The organism is Bacillus sp. DE0042, assembly GCF_007680225.1.
Taxonomy (GTDB): domain Bacteria; phylum Bacillota; class Bacilli; order Bacillales; family Bacillaceae_G; genus Bacillus_A; species Bacillus_A wiedmannii.
Genome location: NZ_VEJP01000005.1, coordinates 134,018 through 153,042 on the forward strand (window position 1 = coordinate 134,018; position 19,025 = coordinate 153,042).

The following is a 19,025-nucleotide window of genomic DNA, read 5'->3' on the forward strand; positions in this document are numbered from 1 at the left end:
AATTGATTGTTATAATAATCAATTCATAATTAGGGTGGTATCGCGAGTTAACTCTCGTCCCTTTTATAGGGGCGGGAGTTTTTTATATTTAAGGAGGAAAATACAATGAAACAACTAACAGGCGCACAAATTCGTCAAATGTTTTTAGACTTTTTCCAAGAAAAAGGACATGCAGTAGAACCTAGTGCATCACTAGTTCCGAATGAAGATCCATCTCTGTTATGGATTAACAGTGGTGTAGCGACATTAAAAAAATATTTTGATGGACGTGTAATCCCGCAAAATCCACGTATTACAAATGCTCAAAAATCAATTCGTACAAACGATATTGAAAACGTAGGGAAAACAGCTCGTCACCATACATTCTTTGAAATGTTAGGAAACTTCTCAATCGGTGATTACTTTAAAGAAGAAGCAATTACTTGGGCTTGGGAATTCTTAACGAGCGACAAATGGATCGGATTCGATAAAGAATTACTATCAGTTACAATCCATCCGGAAGATGAAGAAGCATTCACAATTTGGAATGAAAAAATGGGTGTTCCAAAAGAGCGCATCATCCGTTTAGAAGAAAACTTCTGGGATATCGGTGAAGGACCAAGCGGACCGAATACAGAGATTTTCTATGACCGCGGAGAAGCTTATGGTAATGACTTTAGTGACCCAGAATTATATCCAGGCGGAGAAAACGAGCGTTACTTAGAAGTATGGAACCTTGTATTCTCTCAATTTAACCATAATCCAGACGGTTCATATACACCGCTTCCTAAGAAAAACATCGATACAGGGATGGGTCTAGAGCGTATGACATCTATCGTTCAAGATGTACCTACAAACTTTGACACAGACTTATTCATGCCGATGATTGGTGCAACAGAATCAATTTCTGGTGAGAAGTATCGTAATGGTGACTTAGAAAAAGATATGGCGTTTAAAGTAATTGCTGACCATATCCGTACAGTAACATTTGCTGTAGGTGACGGTGCTCTTCCATCTAACGAAGGCCGTGGTTATGTATTACGTCGTTTATTACGCCGCGCGGTTCGTTATTCGAAGAAATTAAACATCAACCGTCCATTCATGTTTGAATTAGTGCCGGTTGTTGGAGAAGTAATGAAAGACTTCTACCCAGAAGTACTTGAAAAGAAAGATTTCATAGCAAAAGTTGTGAAAAACGAAGAAGAGCGTTTCCATGAAACACTTCATGATGGGGAAGCAATTTTAGCTGAAGTTATCACAAAAGCAAAAGAAGAAAAAACAACTGTTATTTCTGGAGTAGATGCGTTCCGTCTATATGACACATATGGTTTCCCGATTGAATTAACAGAAGAATATGCAGAAGAAGCTGGTATGACAGTTGATCAGGAAGGCTTTGAAAGTGAAATGGAAAAACAACGTGAGCGCGCACGTGCTGCTCGTCAAGACGTTGATTCTATGCAAGTTCAAGGCGGTGTCCTTGGAGAAGTGAAAGTAGCGAGCGAGTTCGTTGGTTACGGTACAGTTGCAACAGAAAGTAACGTTGTTGCACTTGTGAAAAACGGCGAATACACAGATAGCTTACAAGCTGGTGAAGAAGGGCAATTAATGCTTGATGTAACACCATTCTATGCTGAGAGCGGTGGACAAATTGCAGACCGTGGTTACCTTCTTGCTGACGGCGTGAAAGTGCTTGTAAAAGACGTACAAAAAGCACCAAATGGTCAAAACTTACACAAAGTTGTTGTTGAAGAAGGTACATTAACGAAAGATGCGGCTGTGAAAGCTATTATCGACACGAAAAACCGTAGTAGCGTTGTGAAAAACCATACAGCAACTCACTTACTACACCAAGCATTAAAAGACGTACTTGGAACGCATGTTAACCAAGCAGGTTCTCTTGTAACTTCTGAACGTTTACGCTTTGATTTCTCTCACTTCGGTCAAGTACAAGCTGACGAATTAGAAAAAATTGAGCGTATGGTAAACGAGAAAATTTGGGAAAGTATTGATGTTGAGATTTCTCAAAAAGCAATTGAAGAAGCGAAAGAAATGGGCGCAATGGCATTATTCGGTGAAAAATACGGTGATGTTGTACGCGTTGTACAAGTAGGCGATTATAGCTTAGAGCTTTGCGGTGGTTGTCACGTTGATAACACAGCTTCAATTGGTATTTTCAAAATCGTTGCTGAGTCTGGTATCGGTGCAGGAACGCGTCGTATTGAAGCAGTAACTGGTAAATCTGCATACGAATTAATGAACGATCAAGTAGGTTTATTAAAAGAAGCAGCAGGAAAAATGAAAACAAATCCGAAAGATATTTTAACAAGAGTGGATGGTTTATTTGCTGAAGTAAAACAACTTCAAAAAGAAAACGAATCTCTTGCTGCAAAATTAAGCAATATTGAAGCTGGAAACTTAACTGATTCAGTAATGACAGTTGATGGCGTAAACGTATTAGCAGCGAAAGTAAACGTTGCAGATATGAACAACTTACGTACGATGATGGATGACCTGAAAAATAAATTAGAGTCTGCAGTTGTCGTATTAGCGTCTGTAAATGATGATAAAGTAAACATCTTAGCTGGCGTAACGAAAGATTTAATTAGCCAAGGTTACCATGCTGGTAAACTTGTGAAAGAAGTAGCTTCTCGTTGTGGCGGCGGCGGTGGTGGCCGTCCTGACATGGCTCAAGCAGGTGGTAAAAACCCAGCGCAAGTTGAGGAAGCTTTAGCATTTGTACAAGAGTACGTTAAATCTGTTTCAAAATAAAGAGATAGTAGTGTACAATGGTAGGGAGAGGAGAAGTTCTTCTCCCTATACTTACTATATAAGTGAGGTGCTTGAAATGGACGGTTTTGATAAAACAATGAAGTTTAGCATTCAAGATGAAAAACAGAGTGTCCATGTAAATGATGTACTTTTAACTGTGTATGATGCACTTCAAGAAAAAGGCTATAATCCGATTAACCAAATCGTCGGTTATTTATTAAGTGGAGACCCAGCATACATACCTCGCCATAAAGATGCACGAAGCATCATTCGCAAGCTTGAACGTGATGAGTTAATTGAAGAGCTTGTGAAGTCGTACTTGAAACATCATCGTGAGGAGTAGTTTATGCGGATATTAGGTTTAGATGTAGGTACAAAAACAGTCGGAGTTGCAATGAGCGACGAAATGGGTTGGACAGCGCAAGGGCTGGAAACAATCAGGATTAACGAAGAACGAGGCTACTTTGGTTTTGACCGTATTTCTGAGTTAGTAAAGCAGTACAATGTGGACAAAATAGTAGTAGGTTTACCTAAAAATATGAATGGTACAATTGGCCCACGTGGTGAAGCGTGCCAGCAATTTGCAGAAAACCTGCGAAATCTGTTACAATTAGAAGTTGTAATGTGGGACGAGCGTTTGTCAACGATGGCAGCGGAACGTCTGCTCATTTCAGCTGATGTAAGCCGTAAGAAGCGAAAACAGGTAATCGATAAGATGGCTGCAGTCGTAATCTTACAAGGATTTTTAGATAGTAAATAAGAGGTGACCAAAATGGAAGAAAATCAAATTACAATTGTAGACGAAAAAGGTAACGAACATTTATGTGAAATTATTTTCACTTTTGATGCTGAAAAATTTGGCAAAAAATCATACGTAGTCTTCTCTCCAATCGGTGAAGTAGACGAAGATGGAGACCCAATTTATGATGCAATGGCTTATGAGCAAAATGAAGAAGAGGGCGGAAGTTTACTTCCAATCGAATCTGAAGAAGAGTGGGAAATGGTACAAGAAATGTTCAACACTCTAGCTGATGAGCAAGAAGCTGAATAATAAGTACTGAAAAGATGGACGACATATAGTCCATCTTTTTTTATATGTAAAATGAAAGATTTTTTGTCGAAACTGTGTAAACCTTTGTAGTATAATGAGACGGATTGTAGAAAAATAAAGTGTCTATCTAAAAAAGATAAATAAATTTATTGTGTTTTTATATCGTGTTGTATAGAAAGATATACATACGGTCTACAATTTAATTAAGGAGGAAGAGTGTTGATAGAGAATCAAGTGAAAAAAAAGCGTAGACGTCTTTTTTTATTTTCAATTATTGCACTGCTTTTAGTTTGTGGTTCAGTCTATGCGTATATTTCATCCGCATTAGGGCCAGTTGATAGCGGGAATAAAAAAGAGATTGAAGTAGAAATTCCAAAAGGATCATCTACTAGTAAAATTGGTGAGATTTTAGAAGAAAAAGGTGCTGTGAAAAACGGTACAGTTTTTAGTTTTTATACAAAGGCTAAATCGAAAAATTTACAAGCGGGTACATATTTATTAAATCCTTCAATGAGTGCCTCAGATGTTATTGAACAAATGTCATCTGGTAATGTACATCGTCCAGCTCTTTATAAAGTGACGATAAAAGAAGGTGCACAAGTAACTGAAATTGCAGAAACGGTTGCAAACGAATTAAAGTGGAATAAAGATGATGTCGTACGTCAATTAAACGATAAAGCATTTATTCAAAAAATGCAGCAAAAGTATCCGAAGTTGTTAACGGATAAAATCTTTGATAGCAATATTAAATACCCATTAGAAGGTTATTTATATCCTGCGACGTACTCTTTCTATAAAAAAGATACGACGTTAGAAGAAATTGTAATTCCAATGCTTGAGAAAACGAATGCAATCATTGTTCAAAACGAGGCAAAAATGAAAGCGAAAAACTGGGATGTTCATCAGCTTTTAACATTGTCTTCACTTATTGAAGAAGAGGCAACAGGCTTTACAGATCGTCAAAAAATCTCTAGTGTCTTTTATAATCGTTTGGAAAAAGGTATGCCCCTGCAAACTGATCCAACGGTATTATATGCACTTGGAAAGCATAAACAACGTGTATTATACGAAGATTTAAAGATAAACTCACCGTACAATACGTATGTTGTGAAAGGATTGCCGGTTGGTCCGATTGCAAACTCTGGTAAACATTCAGTGGAAGCGGCGTTAGAGCCTGCGCAAACAGATTATTATTATTTCTTAGCTGCACCAACTGGTGAAGTGTACTATGCGAAAACATTGGAAGAGCATAATGCATTAAAGCAAAAATATATTACGAAAAAACAGTGAAATGGGGAGGGATAGCGAAAAAGGTCGCACATCCCTCTTTTTTGTGGTAAAATATATCGGGTTAAAAACTGGCAGAAGAATCGTTTTTAATATCAAAACGGGACGTACAAGCTAAGGGTGAAACTGGCTTGTATTTTTATTGCATTCTATGTGTGAAAAGACGTCATAGAGGCACTTCTCCATGTAAATAAGGAGGACCATTATGGAGGATGCAGTTAACGAGTACCTATTATCATTTATTGATCCAAAAGATAAATTAATTCTTGAAATGGAAGATTATGCGAAAGAAAATCATGTGCCGATTATGGATCGACTTGGAATGGAATTTATGTTGCAATTTTTACGTTTAATTGGACCAAAAAGCATTTTAGAGCTTGGTACAGCAATTGGTTATTCTAGTATTCGTATGATGCAAGCTATTCCAAATTCTCACATTGTGACAGTTGAACGCAATCGCGAGCGATATGAAAAAGCACTTGAATATATAGAATGTTCACCAGTTAAAGAGCGTATTTCCGTTATTTACGGTGATGCGTTAGAAACAGGCGAGCAAGTAGAAAAACATGGAACGTTTGACGTTATTTTTATTGATGCAGCAAAAGGACAATATCGTCGCTTTTTTGACTTGTATGAACCGTTATTAAACCCTGGTGGTGTAATTATTTCAGATAATGTTATGTACCATGGCCTTGTAACGACAAAAGAGAAAATTGAAAACAGACGTACACGTGGTTTAATTCGTCGTATTAAGACGTACAATGAATGGCTTATGAACCATGAAGGATATGATACAACGATTTTCCCAATTGGTGATGGAGTAGCTGTTAGTAAAAAGAGAGGGTGACCAAGGTATGAAGAAACCTGAATTGTTAGTAACGCCAAAAGCAGTAGTGGATATCGAACCTCTTGCGAAAGCAGGAGCAGATGCGGTAATGATCGGTGAGCAAAAGTTCGGTTTACGTTTAGCAGGGGAATTTTCACGTGAAGATGTGAAACAAGCTGTGAAGATTGCACATGAAAATGGTGTAAAAGTATACGTAGCAATGAATGCTATGTTCCACAATGATAAAGTAGACGAATTAACAGATTATGTTGCATTTTTAAACGAAGTAAGTGTAGATGCAATTGTTTTCGGAGACCCAGCAGTATTAATGGCGGTCCGAGAAGTAGCGCCAAATATGCAATTGCACTGGAATACAGAAACAACAGCAACAAACTGGTTTACTTGTAACTACTGGGGACAAAGAGGAGCAAAACGAGCTGTATTAGCTCGTGAGCTTAGCTTAGATGAAATTGTTGAATTAAAAGAAAATGCTGAAGTGGAACTTGAAGTACAAATTCACGGTATGACTTGTATGTTCCAATCGAAGCGTTCCTTAGTAGGAAACTACTTTGAGTATCAAGGACGTAATCTTGACATTGAAAAGAAAAAATATGAAGAGAATATGTTCTTATATGACCCAGAGCGTAACAATAAATATCCAATTTATGAAGATGAAAATGGTACTCACATTATGAGTCCAAACGATATTTGTTTCATCGATGAGTTAGAAGAACTAATTGACGCTGAAGTCGCTAGCTTAAAAGTTGATGGTGTACTAAAAAGCTCTGCATACATTATTGAGGTAACGAAGAAATATCGTAAAGCAATTGATTTATGTGTAGAAGATCGTGATGCGTATTATGACGTGAAAGACGATTTATATAAAGAGATAGAAGAAATGCAACCAGTAAATCGTCCGTTAGATACAGGATTCTTCTTTAAAGAGACGGTTTACTAAACGAGGAGGGTGTAGGAAATGACTGTACAAGAAATTTCACGAGTAATCGATGGCAAACGCGTTATTGTGAAGAAACCTGAACTGTTAATCCCTGCGGGTAACTTAGAAAAATTAAAAGTAGCTATCCATTATGGGGCAGATGCTGTATATTTAGGTGGACAAGAATTTGGTCTTCGTTCGAATGCAGGTAACTTTACACTGGAAGAAATGGCAGAAGGTGTTGAATTTGCAAAGAAATATGGAGCAAAAATATATGTAACAACAAATATCTTTGCACATAATGAAAATATGGACGGGCTAGAGGAATATTTAAAAGGGATTGAAAAAGCTGGCGTAACGGGAATTATCGTTGCTGATCCGCTTATTATTGAGACTTGTAAACGTGTAGCGCCTTCTGTTGAAGTGCATTTAAGTACACAACAATCACTATCCAACTGGAAAGCAGCACAGTATTGGAAAGAAGAAGGTTTACATCGTCTTGTATTAGCTCGTGAAGCAAGCTATGAAGAAATGAAAGAAATTAAAGAAAAAGTGGATATTGAAATTGAAGCATTCGTCCATGGTGCAATGTGTATCGCATATTCAGGCAGATGTACGTTAAGTAACCATATGACAGCACGTGACTCTAACCGTGGTGGTTGTTGTCAATCTTGCCGTTGGGACTATGATTTAGTTCAAACAGTATCACAACATAAAGATGCAAAAGAGCTTCCTCTATTCCAAGAAGAAGATGCTCACTTTGCAATGAGTCCAAAAGACTTAAATTTAATTTTATCAATTCCGAAAATGATTGAAATTGGAATTGATAGCTTAAAAGTTGAAGGACGTATGAAATCAATTCATTACGTAGCGACTGTAGCAACGGTATACCGTAAAGTAATTGATGCGTATTGTGCGGATCCGGATAATTTTGAGTTTAAACAAGAATGGTTAGATGAGCTTGATAAATGTGCAAATCGTGATACAGCTCCCGCATTCTTTGAAGGGGTTCCAGGACATCAAGAGCAAATGTTTGGAAATCATAGTAAGAAAACAACGTATGATTTCGCTGGTTTAGTGTTAGATTATAATGAAGAAACGGGCATTGTAACGATTGAGCAACGTAATCATTTCAAACCAGGACATGAAGTCGAGTTCTTTGGACCAGAAATAGAAAACTTTACGCAGACGGTGGAGAAAATTTGGGATGAGGATGGAAACGAATTAGATGCAGCGAGACATCCGTTGCAAATCGTGAAATTCAAAGTGGATCAACCAGTGTATGTGAATAATATGATGCGCAAAAGCATACTTCAATAAGAAAGAGTGATAGTCGAATGGGGACGAATAAGCCTGTTGTAATTGGAATTGCTGGTGGTTCGGGATCAGGTAAAACGAGTGTAACGAAAGCGATTTTTGACCATTTTAAAGGTCATTCTATTTTAATCTTAGAGCAAGATTATTATTACAAAGATCAAAGCCATTTACCAATGGAAGAGCGTTTAAAAACAAATTATGATCATCCGCTTGCGTTTGATAATGATCTGTTAATTGAACATTTGCAGCAGTTGCTTGCATATGAGCAAATTGATAAGCCTGTATATGACTATACATTGCATACGCGTTCAGAAGAAGTTATTCCAGTTGAGCCGAAAGATGTAATCATTTTAGAAGGAATTCTTATTTTAGAAGACCCACGTCTTTGTGAGTTAATGGACATTAAGCTATTCGTTGATACAGATGCAGATCTTCGTATTTTACGCCGCATGCAGCGTGATATTAAAGAGCGCGGTCGTACGATGGATTCAGTAGTTGATCAATACGTAAGTGTTGTACGTCCAATGCACAATCAATTTATTGAGCCTTCTAAGAAATTTGCGGATATTATTATCCCTGAAGGTGGACAAAATCATGTTGCAATTGATATTATGGTGACAAAAATTGCAACAATTCTTGAACAAAAAGTAAATTTGTAATAGCATAGTAAAAGATATACGATAGGAAGGGATTTTTTCCCTTCCTATCGAATACAATGAAACATGCAACCTCATCTATATATAGGTGAGGGCATATTTATATCAACTTTCCATACATATCTTCTTTATATAAAGAAGAATTGGGAATACGGGGTTGTATGTGACAACTCCGCTAGTACAGGCGTGCTAGAAACCTCCGCTATACATATAAGTGGGGGAGTTTTCATATGGAACTCCTCTTTTTTTTCGGGGGATTGGTATATAAAAGGAGTGGAAAATATGGCAACAGAAAAAACATACCCTATGACGCAAGAGGGTAAGCAAAAGCTAGAGAACGAACTTGAAGATTTAAAAACGGTAAAACGTAAAGAGGTTGTAGAGCGAATTAAGATTGCACGTAGCTTCGGAGATCTTTCTGAGAACTCTGAGTACGATGCAGCAAAAGATGAGCAAGCGTTCGTAGAAGGACGTATTACACAATTAGAAAACATGATTCGTAACGCAGTTATCATCACAGATAACGGCGAAGAATCTACAGTTGTTACATTAGGTAAAACAGTAACATTTAAAGAGTTACCAGGTGGAGATGAAGAATCTTACACAATCGTAGGTAGCGCAGAAGCAGATCCATTTGAAGGAAGAATTTCTAACGATTCTCCAATTGCAAAAAGCTTATTAGGTAAGCAAATTGGTGAGAAGGTAGCAATCCAAACTCCAGGTGGAGAAATGCAAGTAGAGATTATCTCTGTAAAATAATAAAAAATCACTCGTGTAAAAGCGAGTGATTTTTTATTTGTATAAAAGATGAAACACTCCGTCCAAACTATAATAGACGAGGTGTTTTTTTATGAAAATAAAACGGAGAATTACAATTATTTTAATTTGTTTTATATGTATTATGTTTATTTTACTTTGTCGTTTAATTCAAATACAAATTATAGATACAGAATCATTTACAGATCGTAAGATAAATTTAATTGAAAAAAGTGTTACACAACGGACGCAGTCCATTACGGTAGATGATGGGCGAGGCCATTTTATAGATCGGAACGGTAATGGAATAGGTGAGAAAAAGTATCCTGTTTTAATTGTTTTTCCATTTCTACAAATAAAAAATGACATGTTAGAGAAAATTGCGCATATCATTGGTGTGTCGAGACAAGAGATTGAAAGTCAAATGAAAGACAAGAAAAGTGCATTTATCATGCAAAGGGGAAATGGTCCATTTCGCTTGGCACGAGAGCAGATGGAGAAGGTAAATCAATTAAATGTATTAGGTATTGTAGCAGCTGAAGTTCGTTTACGGCAAACTGGCGCGATGAATCATTTAATTGGCGATGTGGGGGAGAATGAACGAGAATTTCAAAAACGATACGGAGAAGTAAGAAAAATTTCAAGGCAAACGCCAATTGGCATTTCAGGATTGCAGCAATCATTTGATGAATTTCTTTTGACCGATGGAGAGGCAAAAGTATTGTATCAAGTGGACCGACAAGGAGAACCGATTTTTGGAAAACAAGCGAAATATACTGCGCCTGGCAATCCGTTTTATCCAGTGACGATTCAAACTACTTTACATAATGGGATACAGCAAAAAGTAGAAGAAGTGGTTGAAGCAAGCGGAATAAAGAAGGGGGGATTAGTATTACTTGATGTAAAGAAAAATGAAATTTTAGCGATGGTCAGTAAACCATCTGTACAGGTGAAGGATAAGCGTTTATATACAACTACACTTGAAAATCAAATGTTAACACCACATTTTCCCGGTTCTGTTTTTAAAACAATAGTTGCAGCGGCAGTGATTGATCAAAATGAAAATGTGTTTAATCGTATATTTAATTGTAATCAAGATTTATATGGTGAAGAACACCCACAAGTTATGATGGGTACACTTAGTTTTAAAGAGAGCTTTGCTAGAAGCTGTAACAGGACATTTTCAGAGTTAGGTAATGAGCTAATACAAAAGGATAAGATGGTATTAGAAACTTACGTAGCAGCTTTAGGAGGCGCTGGTAAGGTTGGATGGAAAGGTTCTGTATTTCATACAACTCATTTTGAGCAAATGCCAGAGGAGAAGAGTGTTACGATTTGGGAAAGTGAAGGAAATAAGAATAATAAAAAGGCGGTAGCGCAAACAGCAATTGGACAGAAAGATGTCCGCATGTCACCTCTAGCGATTGCAAATATAATGGCGACGATTGCTAGGGATGGAGAAAAGATGGAAGTGAAAGCTGTTGAAAAGATAATGTATAAAAATGGAACGGACTTTTATACATTTGAAGACCATACAATAGGCGGGAAACAGCTTTCGTATGAAACAGTGAAAACATTACAAGAGTTATTAAGGGGCGTTGTAACAACGGAGAAAGGAACAGGAGCAGCATTCAGGTCGTTACCACTAAGTGTCGCCGGAAAATCTGGGACAGCGCAAACAGGAAAAGGGACGAAAGTGAATCGTTGGTTTGCAGGTTATTTTCCATATGAAAATCCAAGATATGCTTTAGTTGTCGTGGATATAGAAACGAATAGTAATGTAAATGAAGTTACACCTATTTTCAAAGCTATCGTAGAATCAATCTATCGATTAGAGAATGAAAAGTAATCTTGCAATTCATATTGAAATGTTTTCATTTCGTGAAAATATTATTGTAAATGTTCAACCTTTCTAGATTTAATGTTACAATAGCAAGTATGAAAAACTGCATGGAGGTTTGAAGAATGGCAGGAGGATCTAGATTCCAACAGAAACAACAAAAACGTCGTCAAAACGGTGTTTTAAATATTGCAATTGCAATTGTATTAATATTAGTAGCTATTGTATCATATCAATTGTTTGTTCCTGAAAGAAAAGAGCAAGCGTCTTCTAGTGATAAAAAAGTAGCTCAGCAAACAACGAAAGAGAATAAAGCTGAGAAAGCTAAAGGCAAAGAAGAGACGAAGAAGAACGAGCAAGATAAGACAGAGGCTAAGAAGCAGGAAGAAGAAGAGAAGCAAAAGGCTGAGGAAGAACAGAAAAAAGCTGAAGAAGAAGCGAAAGCTAACGAGAAAGCACCAGCTGAAAAAACACAGTCACAGGCAACAGATGCTTATACGAAATCTTCTTGGAAGCCAGTAGGTACAGAGCAAGGTGCAACACCTGCGATGACGTTTAAAAAAGGTACAGCAGATTGGAATGAGATGAATCAAGCGATTTCAGCTGCAATTGACGTTCCAGTAAATCAATTAGTTATCCATAGAATTGGAAATAACGGTAAGAATAAAGCTTACGGTAACGTACAAGATAAACAATCAGGTAAAAAATATTATGTGAATATTGATTGGGTAGAAAATGAGGGCTGGAAACCAGTACTTGTTCAAACTCTAAACTAAAAAAGAGAAGCTCCTTAGGAGCTTCTCTTTTTTAGTTAGCGTAATTTCTTTAATTTAAAATGAACAACCGCGCTATAATATGGTCTTTTGCTTTCGGGATCCATAACCATTTGATGCGAGATGTGATGAACTTCAAGCATAAGTGCTTTATTATTATCGATTTGTTCGCTAATTTTTCGTTCCAAAGAAGCTAAGTCTCCTGCTTCGAAAAACTCTACTTTATCTTCTAACATTTCAAAGGTAAATGACACGAAGACGACCCCTCTCCTATGTAATCAACTATAGTGTAACAAAGAAAAGAATGAAATACCATGTACATTTCAATTGACATTTTTAGCAAGAGGGCATATCATACTGATAAAACCGATAAGAAAAAGGGGAATTTTTATGGGGACAGAATTTAATGGTTTATTTGATGAGTGGGCTCATACGTACGACTCATTCGTACAAGGCGAAGATATACAATATAAAGAAGTTTTCGCTCGTTATGAGGATATTCTAGAGGATGTAGTTAACAAGTCATTTGGTAATGTATTAGAATTTGGTGTTGGTACTGGAAATTTAACAAATAAATTATTACTTGCTGGCCACACAGTTTACGGTATAGAACCGTCACGTGAAATGCGCATGATTGCAAAAGAGAAATTGCCGCAAGAGTTTTCGATTACAGAAGGTGATTTTCTTTCGTTTGAAGTTCCAAATTCAATTGATACCATTGTAAGCACCTATGCATTTCATCATTTAACAGATGATGAAAAAAATGTAGCGATTGCGAACTATAGTCAATTGCTAAACAAAGGTGGTAAAATAGTGTTTGCTGATACGATATTTGCAGATCAAGATGCATATGATAAAACTGTTGAAACAGCAAAACAAAGAGGTTTCCATCAGTTAGCGAACGATTTGCAAACGGAATATTATACACGTATTCCAATCATGCAGTCTATTTTTGAAAACAATGGCTTCCATGTAACGTTTACGAGATTAAATCATTTCGTTTGGGTAATGGAGGCAACTAAGCAATAGAAAGAGGGATTAGATTGAGAATTGCTGTAATTGGAGCAATGGAAGAAGAAGTACGTATTTTACGTGACAAATTAGAACAAGCAGAAACAGAAACGGTTGCGGGTTGTGAATTTACGAAAGGACAATTAGCAGGACATGAAGTAATCTTGTTAAAGTCTGGTATTGGTAAAGTAAATGCAGCGATGTCAACGACAATTTTATTAGAAAGATATAAGCCTGAAAAAGTAATTAATACTGGTTCAGCTGGTGGCTTCCATCATTCTCTAAACGTTGGAGATGTAGTTATTTCAACAGAAGTTCGTCATCATGACGTAGATGTAACAGCATTTAACTATGAGTATGGTCAAGTACCAGGAATGCCTCCTGGATTCAAGGCTGATGAAGCATTAGTTGCATTAGCTGAGAAATGTATGCAGGCAGAAGAAAATATTCAAGTTGTAAAAGGTATGATTGCAACAGGTGATTCATTTATGAGTGATCCGAACCGCGTTGCAGCAATTCGTGATAAATTTGAAGACCTTTATGCAGTAGAAATGGAAGCAGCAGCTGTTGCACAAGTATGCCACCAATATGAAGTTCCGTTTGTTATTATTCGTGCACTTTCTGATATTGCTGGTAAAGAATCAAATGTTTCATTTGATCAATTTTTAGATCAAGCAGCTCTTCATTCTACAAACTTTATCGTAAAAGTACTAGAAGAGTTAAAGTAATGTAACAAAAAGGCAACTGTCTCATATAAAGAAAATACATACAGTTGCCTTTTCTTTATTGGCAAATAAGGGGGAGAACACGATGAATGTATATCGTGGAGTTCATGAGTTGATTGGTCATACGCCAGTTGTAGAAATTACTCGTTTTTCACTTCCAGAAGGGGTCCGTTTATTTGCAAAGCTTGAATTTTATAACCCAGGTGGAAGCGTTAAGGACCGTTTAGGAAGAGAATTAATCGAAGATGCGCTAGAAAAAGGGCTTGTTACCCAGGGTGGAACAATTATTGAACCGACCGCTGGAAATACTGGTATTGGACTGGCACTTGCAGCGTTACAACATGATTTACGCGTTATTGTTTGTGTACCAGAGAAATTTAGTATTGAAAAACAAGAATTAATGAAAGCGCTAGGCGCAACGGTCGTGCATACACCAACTGAGCAAGGAATGACCGGTGCAATTGCAAAAGCAAAAGAATTAGTAAATGAAATACCGAATTCATACTCTCCAAGTCAGTTTGCGAATGAAGCAAACCCGCGTGCTTATTTCAAAACACTAGGTCCTGAACTTTGGGATGCACTGAACGGAGAGATTAACATATTTGTTGCAGGAGCAGGAACTGGTGGTACATTCATGGGGACTGCATCTTATTTGAAAGAAAAAAATGTAGATATAAAAACGGTTATTGTGGAACCAGAAGGATCCATTTTAAATGGTGGTAAAGCTGGTTCGCATGAAACAGAAGGGATCGGCCTTGAATTCATCCCGCCATTTTTGAAAACATCTTATTTTGATGAAATTCATACAATTTCTGATCGAAATGCATTTTTACGAGTAAAGGAATTAGCGCGAAAAGAAGGACTGCTTGTTGGGAGCTCTTCAGGAGCGGCATTTCATGCAAGTTTACTTGAAGCAGAGCAAGCGGCGCCAGGTACAAATATTGTAACGATTTTTCCTGATAGTAGTGAGCGTTATTTAAGTAAAGACATATACAAAGGATGGGAATAAAAAATGAGAGCAAAGACAAAGTTAATTCATGGTATTCGCATAGGAGAACCTTCAACTGGATCTGTAAATGTACCGATTTATCAAACAAGTACGTACAAACAAGAAGCAGTTGGTAAGCATCAAGGATATGAATATTCACGTACAGGCAACCCAACACGTGCAGCTTTAGAAGAAATGATTGCAGTATTAGAAAACGGTCATGCTGGTTTTGCATTTGGTTCAGGAATGGCAGCTATTACAGCTACAATTATGTTGTTCTCAAAAGGTGACCACGTTATTTTAACAGATGATGTGTATGGTGGAACGTACCGCGTTATCACGAAAGTATTAAATCGCTTCGGTATTGAGCATACCTTTGTAGATACAACCAACTTAGAGGAAGTTGTAGAAGCAATTCGTCCAAACACGAAAGCGATTTATGTGGAAACACCAACGAACCCATTATTGAAAATTACTGATATTAAGAAAATATCTACTCTTGCTAAAGAGAAAGATTTATTAACAATTATCGATAACACATTCATGACGCCATATTGGCAGTCGCCGATTACTTTAGGAGCAGACATTGTACTTCATAGTGCAACGAAATATTTAGGAGGTCATAGTGACGTAGTTGCAGGCCTAGTAGTTGTAAATAGCCCGCAATTAGCAGAAGACCTTCACTTTGTACAAAACTCAACAGGAGGCATTCTTGGCCCACAAGATAGCTTCTTACTACTTCGTGGCTTAAAAACATTAGGAATTCGAATGGAAGAGCATGAAACGAATTCACGCGCAATTGCCGAGTTTTTAAATAATCATCCAAAAGTAAATAAAGTATATTACCCAGGTCTTGAGTCACATCAAAACCATGAACTTGCAACAGAACAAGCAAATGGATTTGGTGCTATTATCTCATTTGATGTAGATAGCGAAGAAACATTAAATAAAGTACTTGAGAAATTACAATACTTTACACTTGCTGAAAGTTTAGGGGCAGTAGAAAGTTTAATTTCTATCCCATCTCAAATGACACATGCATCAATCCCAGCAGATCGCCGCAAAGAATTAGGAATTACAGATACATTAATTCGTATTTCTGTCGGTATTGAAGACGGTGAAGATTTAATTGAAGATCTAGCACAAGCGTTAGCATAATAAAAATGCACTGCTAATATAAGGCAGTGCATTTTTATCACATCATTTTGTGAAATATTTCACAAAAAAGACATACACAAATGAAATTATTTCATGTATATTAAGTTCATGAAATGTTACTCACGAACAATCTTGTGAAATGTTTCACAAACAATGAGGTTCATGTAGGAAAGCAACTCTATTTTTTTTACGCTAATCGGGACTTATTATGACCTATAGGGTCTCATTTAGTCCACGATAGCAGAATAGGAGGAATTTACATGGTAGTCAAAGAGAAAGTTGTAAATGAAATGCAGGAAGTAAAAGAGATGATTGATACGTTAGTGAATAACGGTCGAAAGGCTTTACAAGCATTAGAAGGTTTTACACAAGAGCAAATTGACAACATTGTTCACGAAATGGCATTAGCAGGTGTGGATCAACATATGCCGCTTGCGAAGTTGGCTGTTGAAGAAACGGGTCGTGGTGTATATGAAGATAAATGTATTAAAAATATTTTTGCTACTGAATATATTTGGCATAGCATAAAAAAAGATAAAACAGTAGGGATTATTCACGAAGATCCTCATGAAGAAATAATAGAAATTGCAGAACCTGTCGGTGTAGTAGCTGGGGTAACGCCAGTAACGAATCCAACGTCGACAACAATGTTTAAAGCATTAATCGCGATAAAAACGAGAAATCCAATTATTTTCGCATTTCATCCTTCAGCACAAAACTGTTCCATTGCAGCGGCGAAAACAGTATATGATGCAGCGGTGAAGGCGGGGGCACCAAAACATTGTATTCAGTGGATTGAAAAACCTTCTGTCGAAGCAACAAAACAATTAATGAACCATGAAGGTGTTGCGCTTGTTTTGGCAACTGGAGGAGCAGGTATGGTGAAATCAGCTTATTCTACTGGAAAACCAGCGCTAGGTGTAGGTCCTGGTAATGTACCATGCTATATAGAGAAATCAGCGCATATAAAACGAGCTGTTAATGATTTAATTTTATCAAAAACATTTGATAACGGTATGATTTGTGCATCAGAACAAGCAATCATTATAGACAAGGAAATTTATGATGATGTGAAAACAGAAATGATTGCAAACAATTGTTACTTTGTAGCAGAAAAAGAGAGAAGAAAATTAGAAAAGCTAGTTATTAATGAAAATACATGTGCAGTAAATAGTGATATTGTAGGGAAATCAGCGCAGTACATTGCCGCATTAGTTGGAATTACTGTGCCTGAAAATACAAAAATGCTTGTAGCTGAAATACAAGGTATCGGAGCAGCATATCCACTATCTCGTGAGAAACTGAGTCCAGTATTAGCGTGTGTAAAAGCAAATTCATTAGAAGAAGGATTTACATATTGCGAAGAAATGTTAAACCTTGGTGGTTTAGGACATTCAGCAGTCATTCATTCTACAAATAAAGAAGTACAAAAACAATTTGGATTACGTATGAAAGCTTGCCGTCTTATTGTAAACGCCCCTTCATCACAAGGTGGAATCGGTGACATATATAATGGATTTATTCCATCACTTACGCTTGGTTGCGGCTCGTATGGGAAAAACTCAGTTTCTCAAAACGTAACAGCGACGCATTTATTAAATATAAAAAGGTTGGCAAATAGAAAAAAGAATATGCAGTGGTTCAAATTACCACCAAAAATTTATTTTGAAAAACATGCGACAGCATATTTAGCAAATATGCCTAACATTTCACGTGCATTTATTGTAACGGATCCAGGAATGGTTGAGCACGGATATGTAGATACGGTTACGCATTATTTACGTAAACATGCAAATGATGTAAAAGTCGAAGTTTTCTTTGAGGTCGAGCCAGATCCATCAGATGAAACTGTGTTTAAAGGTGCGGAAATGATGAGAAGTTTTAAGCCAGATGTAATTATCGCACTTGGTGGTGGTTCAGCTATGGATGCAGCGAAAGGGATGTGGCTTTTCTATGAGCACCCAGAAACAACATTCTATGGAATTAAACAGAAGTTTTTAGATATAAGAAAACGTACATGTAAATATCCGGAATTAGGAAGTAAGGCGCAGTTTGTTGCCATTCCAACAACATCAGGAACAGGATCAGAAGTGACACCATTTGCGGTTATTACAGATAAGAAAAATAATATAAAGTATCCGCTCGCGGATTATGAATTAACACCAGATGTAGCAATTGTTGATCCACAGTTTGTAATGACAGTACCACCACATGTAACAGCAGACACTGGGATGGACGTATTAACGCATGCAATCGAGGCGTATGTGTCTGTTCTAGCAAATGACTATACAGATGGATTAGCATTAAAGGCCATTGATCTCGTATTTAAATATTTACCAAGAGCATTTAAAGATGGAAATGACGAAGAAGCGCGAGAAAAAATGCATAACGCTTCTGCAATCGCTGGGATGGCATTTGCAAATGCTTTCTTAGGTATTAATCACAGCTTAGCACATAAAATTGGACCGGAATTTCATATTCCGCATGGGCGTGCCAATGCAATTCTTATGCCGCACGTAGTTCGCTATAATGCTATTAAGCCAAGAAAACACGCGTTGTTCCCAAAATATGAGCACTTTGTAGCTGATGAACGCTATGCACATATTGCGAGAATGCTCGGGCTTCCAGCAGGCTCGACAGCAGAAGGTGTGGAATCACTCGTCCAAGCAATTATTGAGCTTGGAAAAAGCTTAAATATAAATATGAGTATTGCAGGACAAGGAGTTGCTAAAGACCAATTTGAAGAGGTTGTTGGATTATTAGCAGAAAGAGCTTTTGAAGATCAATGTACAACAGCTAATCCAAAATTACCTCTCATTTCAGAGTTGAAAGAAATTTATATGGAAGCATATAAAGGGGAGTAATGGTTATGAAAGAGTCGCAATAAAGCGGCTCTTTTTCATTTGGAAAACATCTCCCAGAATGGCTGTATTTACTGGTCTTTAAGTTTAA

The 19,025-nt window shown here is 37.1% G+C and carries 18 protein-coding genes and 1 other annotated feature (1 of these 19 cut by a window edge); of the genes, 17 read left to right on the top strand and 1 reads right to left on the bottom strand.

The genetic code is table 11. From position 1 onward, the window contains the following. Positions 1-65: a binding site (T-box leader), on the top strand; it begins 155 nt to the left of the window's first position. A gap of 40 nt (positions 66-105) precedes the next feature. The 12 genes from alaS to FS802_RS19375 all read left to right on the top strand — a co-directional run bounded on the left by alaS (position 106) and on the right by FS802_RS19375 (position 12,194). Then, positions 106-2,748 (top strand): alanine--tRNA ligase, encoded by a 2,643-nt coding sequence (gene alaS / locus FS802_RS19320; protein WP_098653239.1) that lies wholly within the window; start codon positions 106-108, stop codon positions 2,746-2,748. Between the two features lie 76 nt (positions 2,749-2,824). Next, positions 2,825-3,091 carry an IreB family regulatory phosphoprotein gene (locus tag FS802_RS19325; RefSeq protein WP_000348590.1) on the top strand — a complete coding sequence of 89 codons (267 nt, stop codon included), beginning with the start codon at positions 2,825-2,827 and terminating at the stop codon, positions 3,089-3,091. A 3-nt stretch (positions 3,092-3,094) separates the two neighbouring features. After that, positions 3,095-3,508: a Holliday junction resolvase RuvX gene (gene ruvX, locus FS802_RS19330; RefSeq protein ID WP_001221205.1), complete on the top strand. Its 414-nt coding sequence runs from the start codon at positions 3,095-3,097 to the stop codon at positions 3,506-3,508. Between the two features lie 12 nt (positions 3,509-3,520). Beyond that, positions 3,521-3,799, top strand: a complete 279-nt coding sequence (locus tag FS802_RS19335; protein ID WP_000392245.1) for a DUF1292 domain-containing protein — start codon at positions 3,521-3,523, stop codon at positions 3,797-3,799. Between the two features lie 219 nt (positions 3,800-4,018). Beyond that, entirely contained in the window at positions 4,019-5,089 is a 1,071-nt protein-coding gene (gene mltG / locus FS802_RS19340) for an endolytic transglycosylase MltG (protein ID WP_097860387.1), read from the top strand. Positions 5,090-5,291: 202 nt separating this feature from the next. After that, positions 5,292-5,933 carry an O-methyltransferase gene (locus FS802_RS19345; RefSeq protein WP_000389088.1) on the top strand — a complete coding sequence of 214 codons (642 nt, stop codon included), beginning with the start codon at positions 5,292-5,294 and terminating at the stop codon, positions 5,931-5,933. Between the two features lie 7 nt (positions 5,934-5,940). Further along, on the top strand, positions 5,941-6,870 hold the full coding sequence (locus FS802_RS19350; protein ID WP_000742789.1) for a peptidase U32 family protein: 930 nt from the start codon (positions 5,941-5,943) through the stop codon (positions 6,868-6,870). An 18-nt stretch (positions 6,871-6,888) separates the two neighbouring features. Continuing rightward, positions 6,889-8,169 (top strand): peptidase U32 family protein, encoded by a 1,281-nt coding sequence (locus tag FS802_RS19355; RefSeq protein WP_000217969.1) that lies wholly within the window; start codon positions 6,889-6,891, stop codon positions 8,167-8,169. Between the two features lie 17 nt (positions 8,170-8,186). Then, complete coding sequence (gene udk, locus FS802_RS19360; protein ID WP_000537083.1) at positions 8,187-8,825, top strand: uridine kinase; 639 nt, start codon at positions 8,187-8,189, stop codon at positions 8,823-8,825. 279 nt (positions 8,826-9,104) lie between these two features. Then, positions 9,105-9,581: a transcription elongation factor GreA gene (gene greA / locus FS802_RS19365; protein WP_000179964.1), complete on the top strand. Its 477-nt coding sequence runs from the start codon at positions 9,105-9,107 to the stop codon at positions 9,579-9,581. A 91-nt stretch (positions 9,582-9,672) separates the two neighbouring features. Then, complete coding sequence (locus FS802_RS19370; RefSeq protein ID WP_098653240.1) at positions 9,673-11,427, top strand: peptidoglycan D,D-transpeptidase FtsI family protein; 1,755 nt, start codon at positions 9,673-9,675, stop codon at positions 11,425-11,427. A 116-nt stretch (positions 11,428-11,543) separates the two neighbouring features. Continuing rightward, positions 11,544-12,194, top strand: a complete 651-nt coding sequence (locus FS802_RS19375; RefSeq protein WP_000897090.1) for a YrrS family protein — start codon at positions 11,544-11,546, stop codon at positions 12,192-12,194. Positions 12,195-12,229: 35 nt separating this feature from the next. On the opposite strand, the gene FS802_RS19380 is transcribed toward FS802_RS19375, so the two are convergent. After that, the gene (locus FS802_RS19380; RefSeq protein ID WP_000010984.1) at positions 12,230-12,445 is read right to left on the bottom strand and encodes a YrzA family protein; all 216 of its coding nucleotides are present in this window, start codon (positions 12,443-12,445) and stop codon (positions 12,230-12,232) included. Positions 12,446-12,581: 136 nt separating this feature from the next. On the opposite strand from FS802_RS19380, the gene FS802_RS19385 reads away from it, so the two are divergent. The 5 genes from FS802_RS19385 (at position 12,582) to adhE (ending at position 18,937) form a co-directional block, all read left to right on the top strand. After that, positions 12,582-13,220, top strand: coding sequence for a class I SAM-dependent DNA methyltransferase (locus FS802_RS19385; protein WP_088082370.1), 639 nt, complete (start codon positions 12,582-12,584; stop codon positions 13,218-13,220). A gap of 14 nt (positions 13,221-13,234) precedes the next feature. After that, the gene (mtnN, locus tag FS802_RS19390; RefSeq protein WP_001217038.1) at positions 13,235-13,930 is read left to right on the top strand and encodes a 5'-methylthioadenosine/S-adenosylhomocysteine nucleosidase; all 696 of its coding nucleotides are present in this window, start codon (positions 13,235-13,237) and stop codon (positions 13,928-13,930) included. Positions 13,931-14,012: 82 nt separating this feature from the next. Continuing rightward, complete coding sequence (locus FS802_RS19395) at positions 14,013-14,936, top strand: O-acetylserine dependent cystathionine beta-synthase (RefSeq protein ID WP_088107373.1); 924 nt, start codon at positions 14,013-14,015, stop codon at positions 14,934-14,936. A 3-nt stretch (positions 14,937-14,939) separates the two neighbouring features. Then, positions 14,940-16,073, top strand: a complete 1,134-nt coding sequence (locus FS802_RS19400) for a bifunctional cystathionine gamma-lyase/homocysteine desulfhydrase (protein WP_001201925.1) — start codon at positions 14,940-14,942, stop codon at positions 16,071-16,073. Positions 16,074-16,333: 260 nt separating this feature from the next. After that, a complete protein-coding gene (adhE, locus tag FS802_RS19405; RefSeq protein WP_098653241.1) occupies positions 16,334-18,937 on the top strand; it encodes a bifunctional acetaldehyde-CoA/alcohol dehydrogenase in 2,604 nt (867 codons plus the stop codon). Positions 18,938-19,025 lie beyond the last annotated feature (88 nt).

Coding starts and splice junctions, on each gene's coding strand:
- alaS (WP_098653239.1), top strand. CDS start 106: ATGAAACAACTAACAGGCGCACAAATTCGTCAAATGTTTTTAGACTTT.
- FS802_RS19325 (WP_000348590.1), top strand. CDS start 2,825: ATGGACGGTTTTGATAAAACAATGAAGTTTAGCATTCAAGATGAAAAA.
- ruvX (WP_001221205.1), top strand. CDS start 3,095: ATGCGGATATTAGGTTTAGATGTAGGTACAAAAACAGTCGGAGTTGCA.
- FS802_RS19335 (WP_000392245.1), top strand. CDS start 3,521: ATGGAAGAAAATCAAATTACAATTGTAGACGAAAAAGGTAACGAACAT.
- FS802_RS19345 (WP_000389088.1), top strand. CDS start 5,292: ATGGAGGATGCAGTTAACGAGTACCTATTATCATTTATTGATCCAAAA.
- FS802_RS19350 (WP_000742789.1), top strand. CDS start 5,941: ATGAAGAAACCTGAATTGTTAGTAACGCCAAAAGCAGTAGTGGATATC.
- FS802_RS19355 (WP_000217969.1), top strand. CDS start 6,889: ATGACTGTACAAGAAATTTCACGAGTAATCGATGGCAAACGCGTTATT.
- udk (WP_000537083.1), top strand. CDS start 8,187: ATGGGGACGAATAAGCCTGTTGTAATTGGAATTGCTGGTGGTTCGGGA.
- greA (WP_000179964.1), top strand. CDS start 9,105: ATGGCAACAGAAAAAACATACCCTATGACGCAAGAGGGTAAGCAAAAG.
- FS802_RS19370 (WP_098653240.1), top strand. CDS start 9,673: ATGAAAATAAAACGGAGAATTACAATTATTTTAATTTGTTTTATATGT.
- FS802_RS19375 (WP_000897090.1), top strand. CDS start 11,544: ATGGCAGGAGGATCTAGATTCCAACAGAAACAACAAAAACGTCGTCAA.
- FS802_RS19385 (WP_088082370.1), top strand. CDS start 12,582: ATGGGGACAGAATTTAATGGTTTATTTGATGAGTGGGCTCATACGTAC.
- FS802_RS19395 (WP_088107373.1), top strand. CDS start 14,013: ATGAATGTATATCGTGGAGTTCATGAGTTGATTGGTCATACGCCAGTT.
- FS802_RS19400 (WP_001201925.1), top strand. CDS start 14,940: ATGAGAGCAAAGACAAAGTTAATTCATGGTATTCGCATAGGAGAACCT.
- adhE (WP_098653241.1), top strand. CDS start 16,334: ATGGTAGTCAAAGAGAAAGTTGTAAATGAAATGCAGGAAGTAAAAGAG.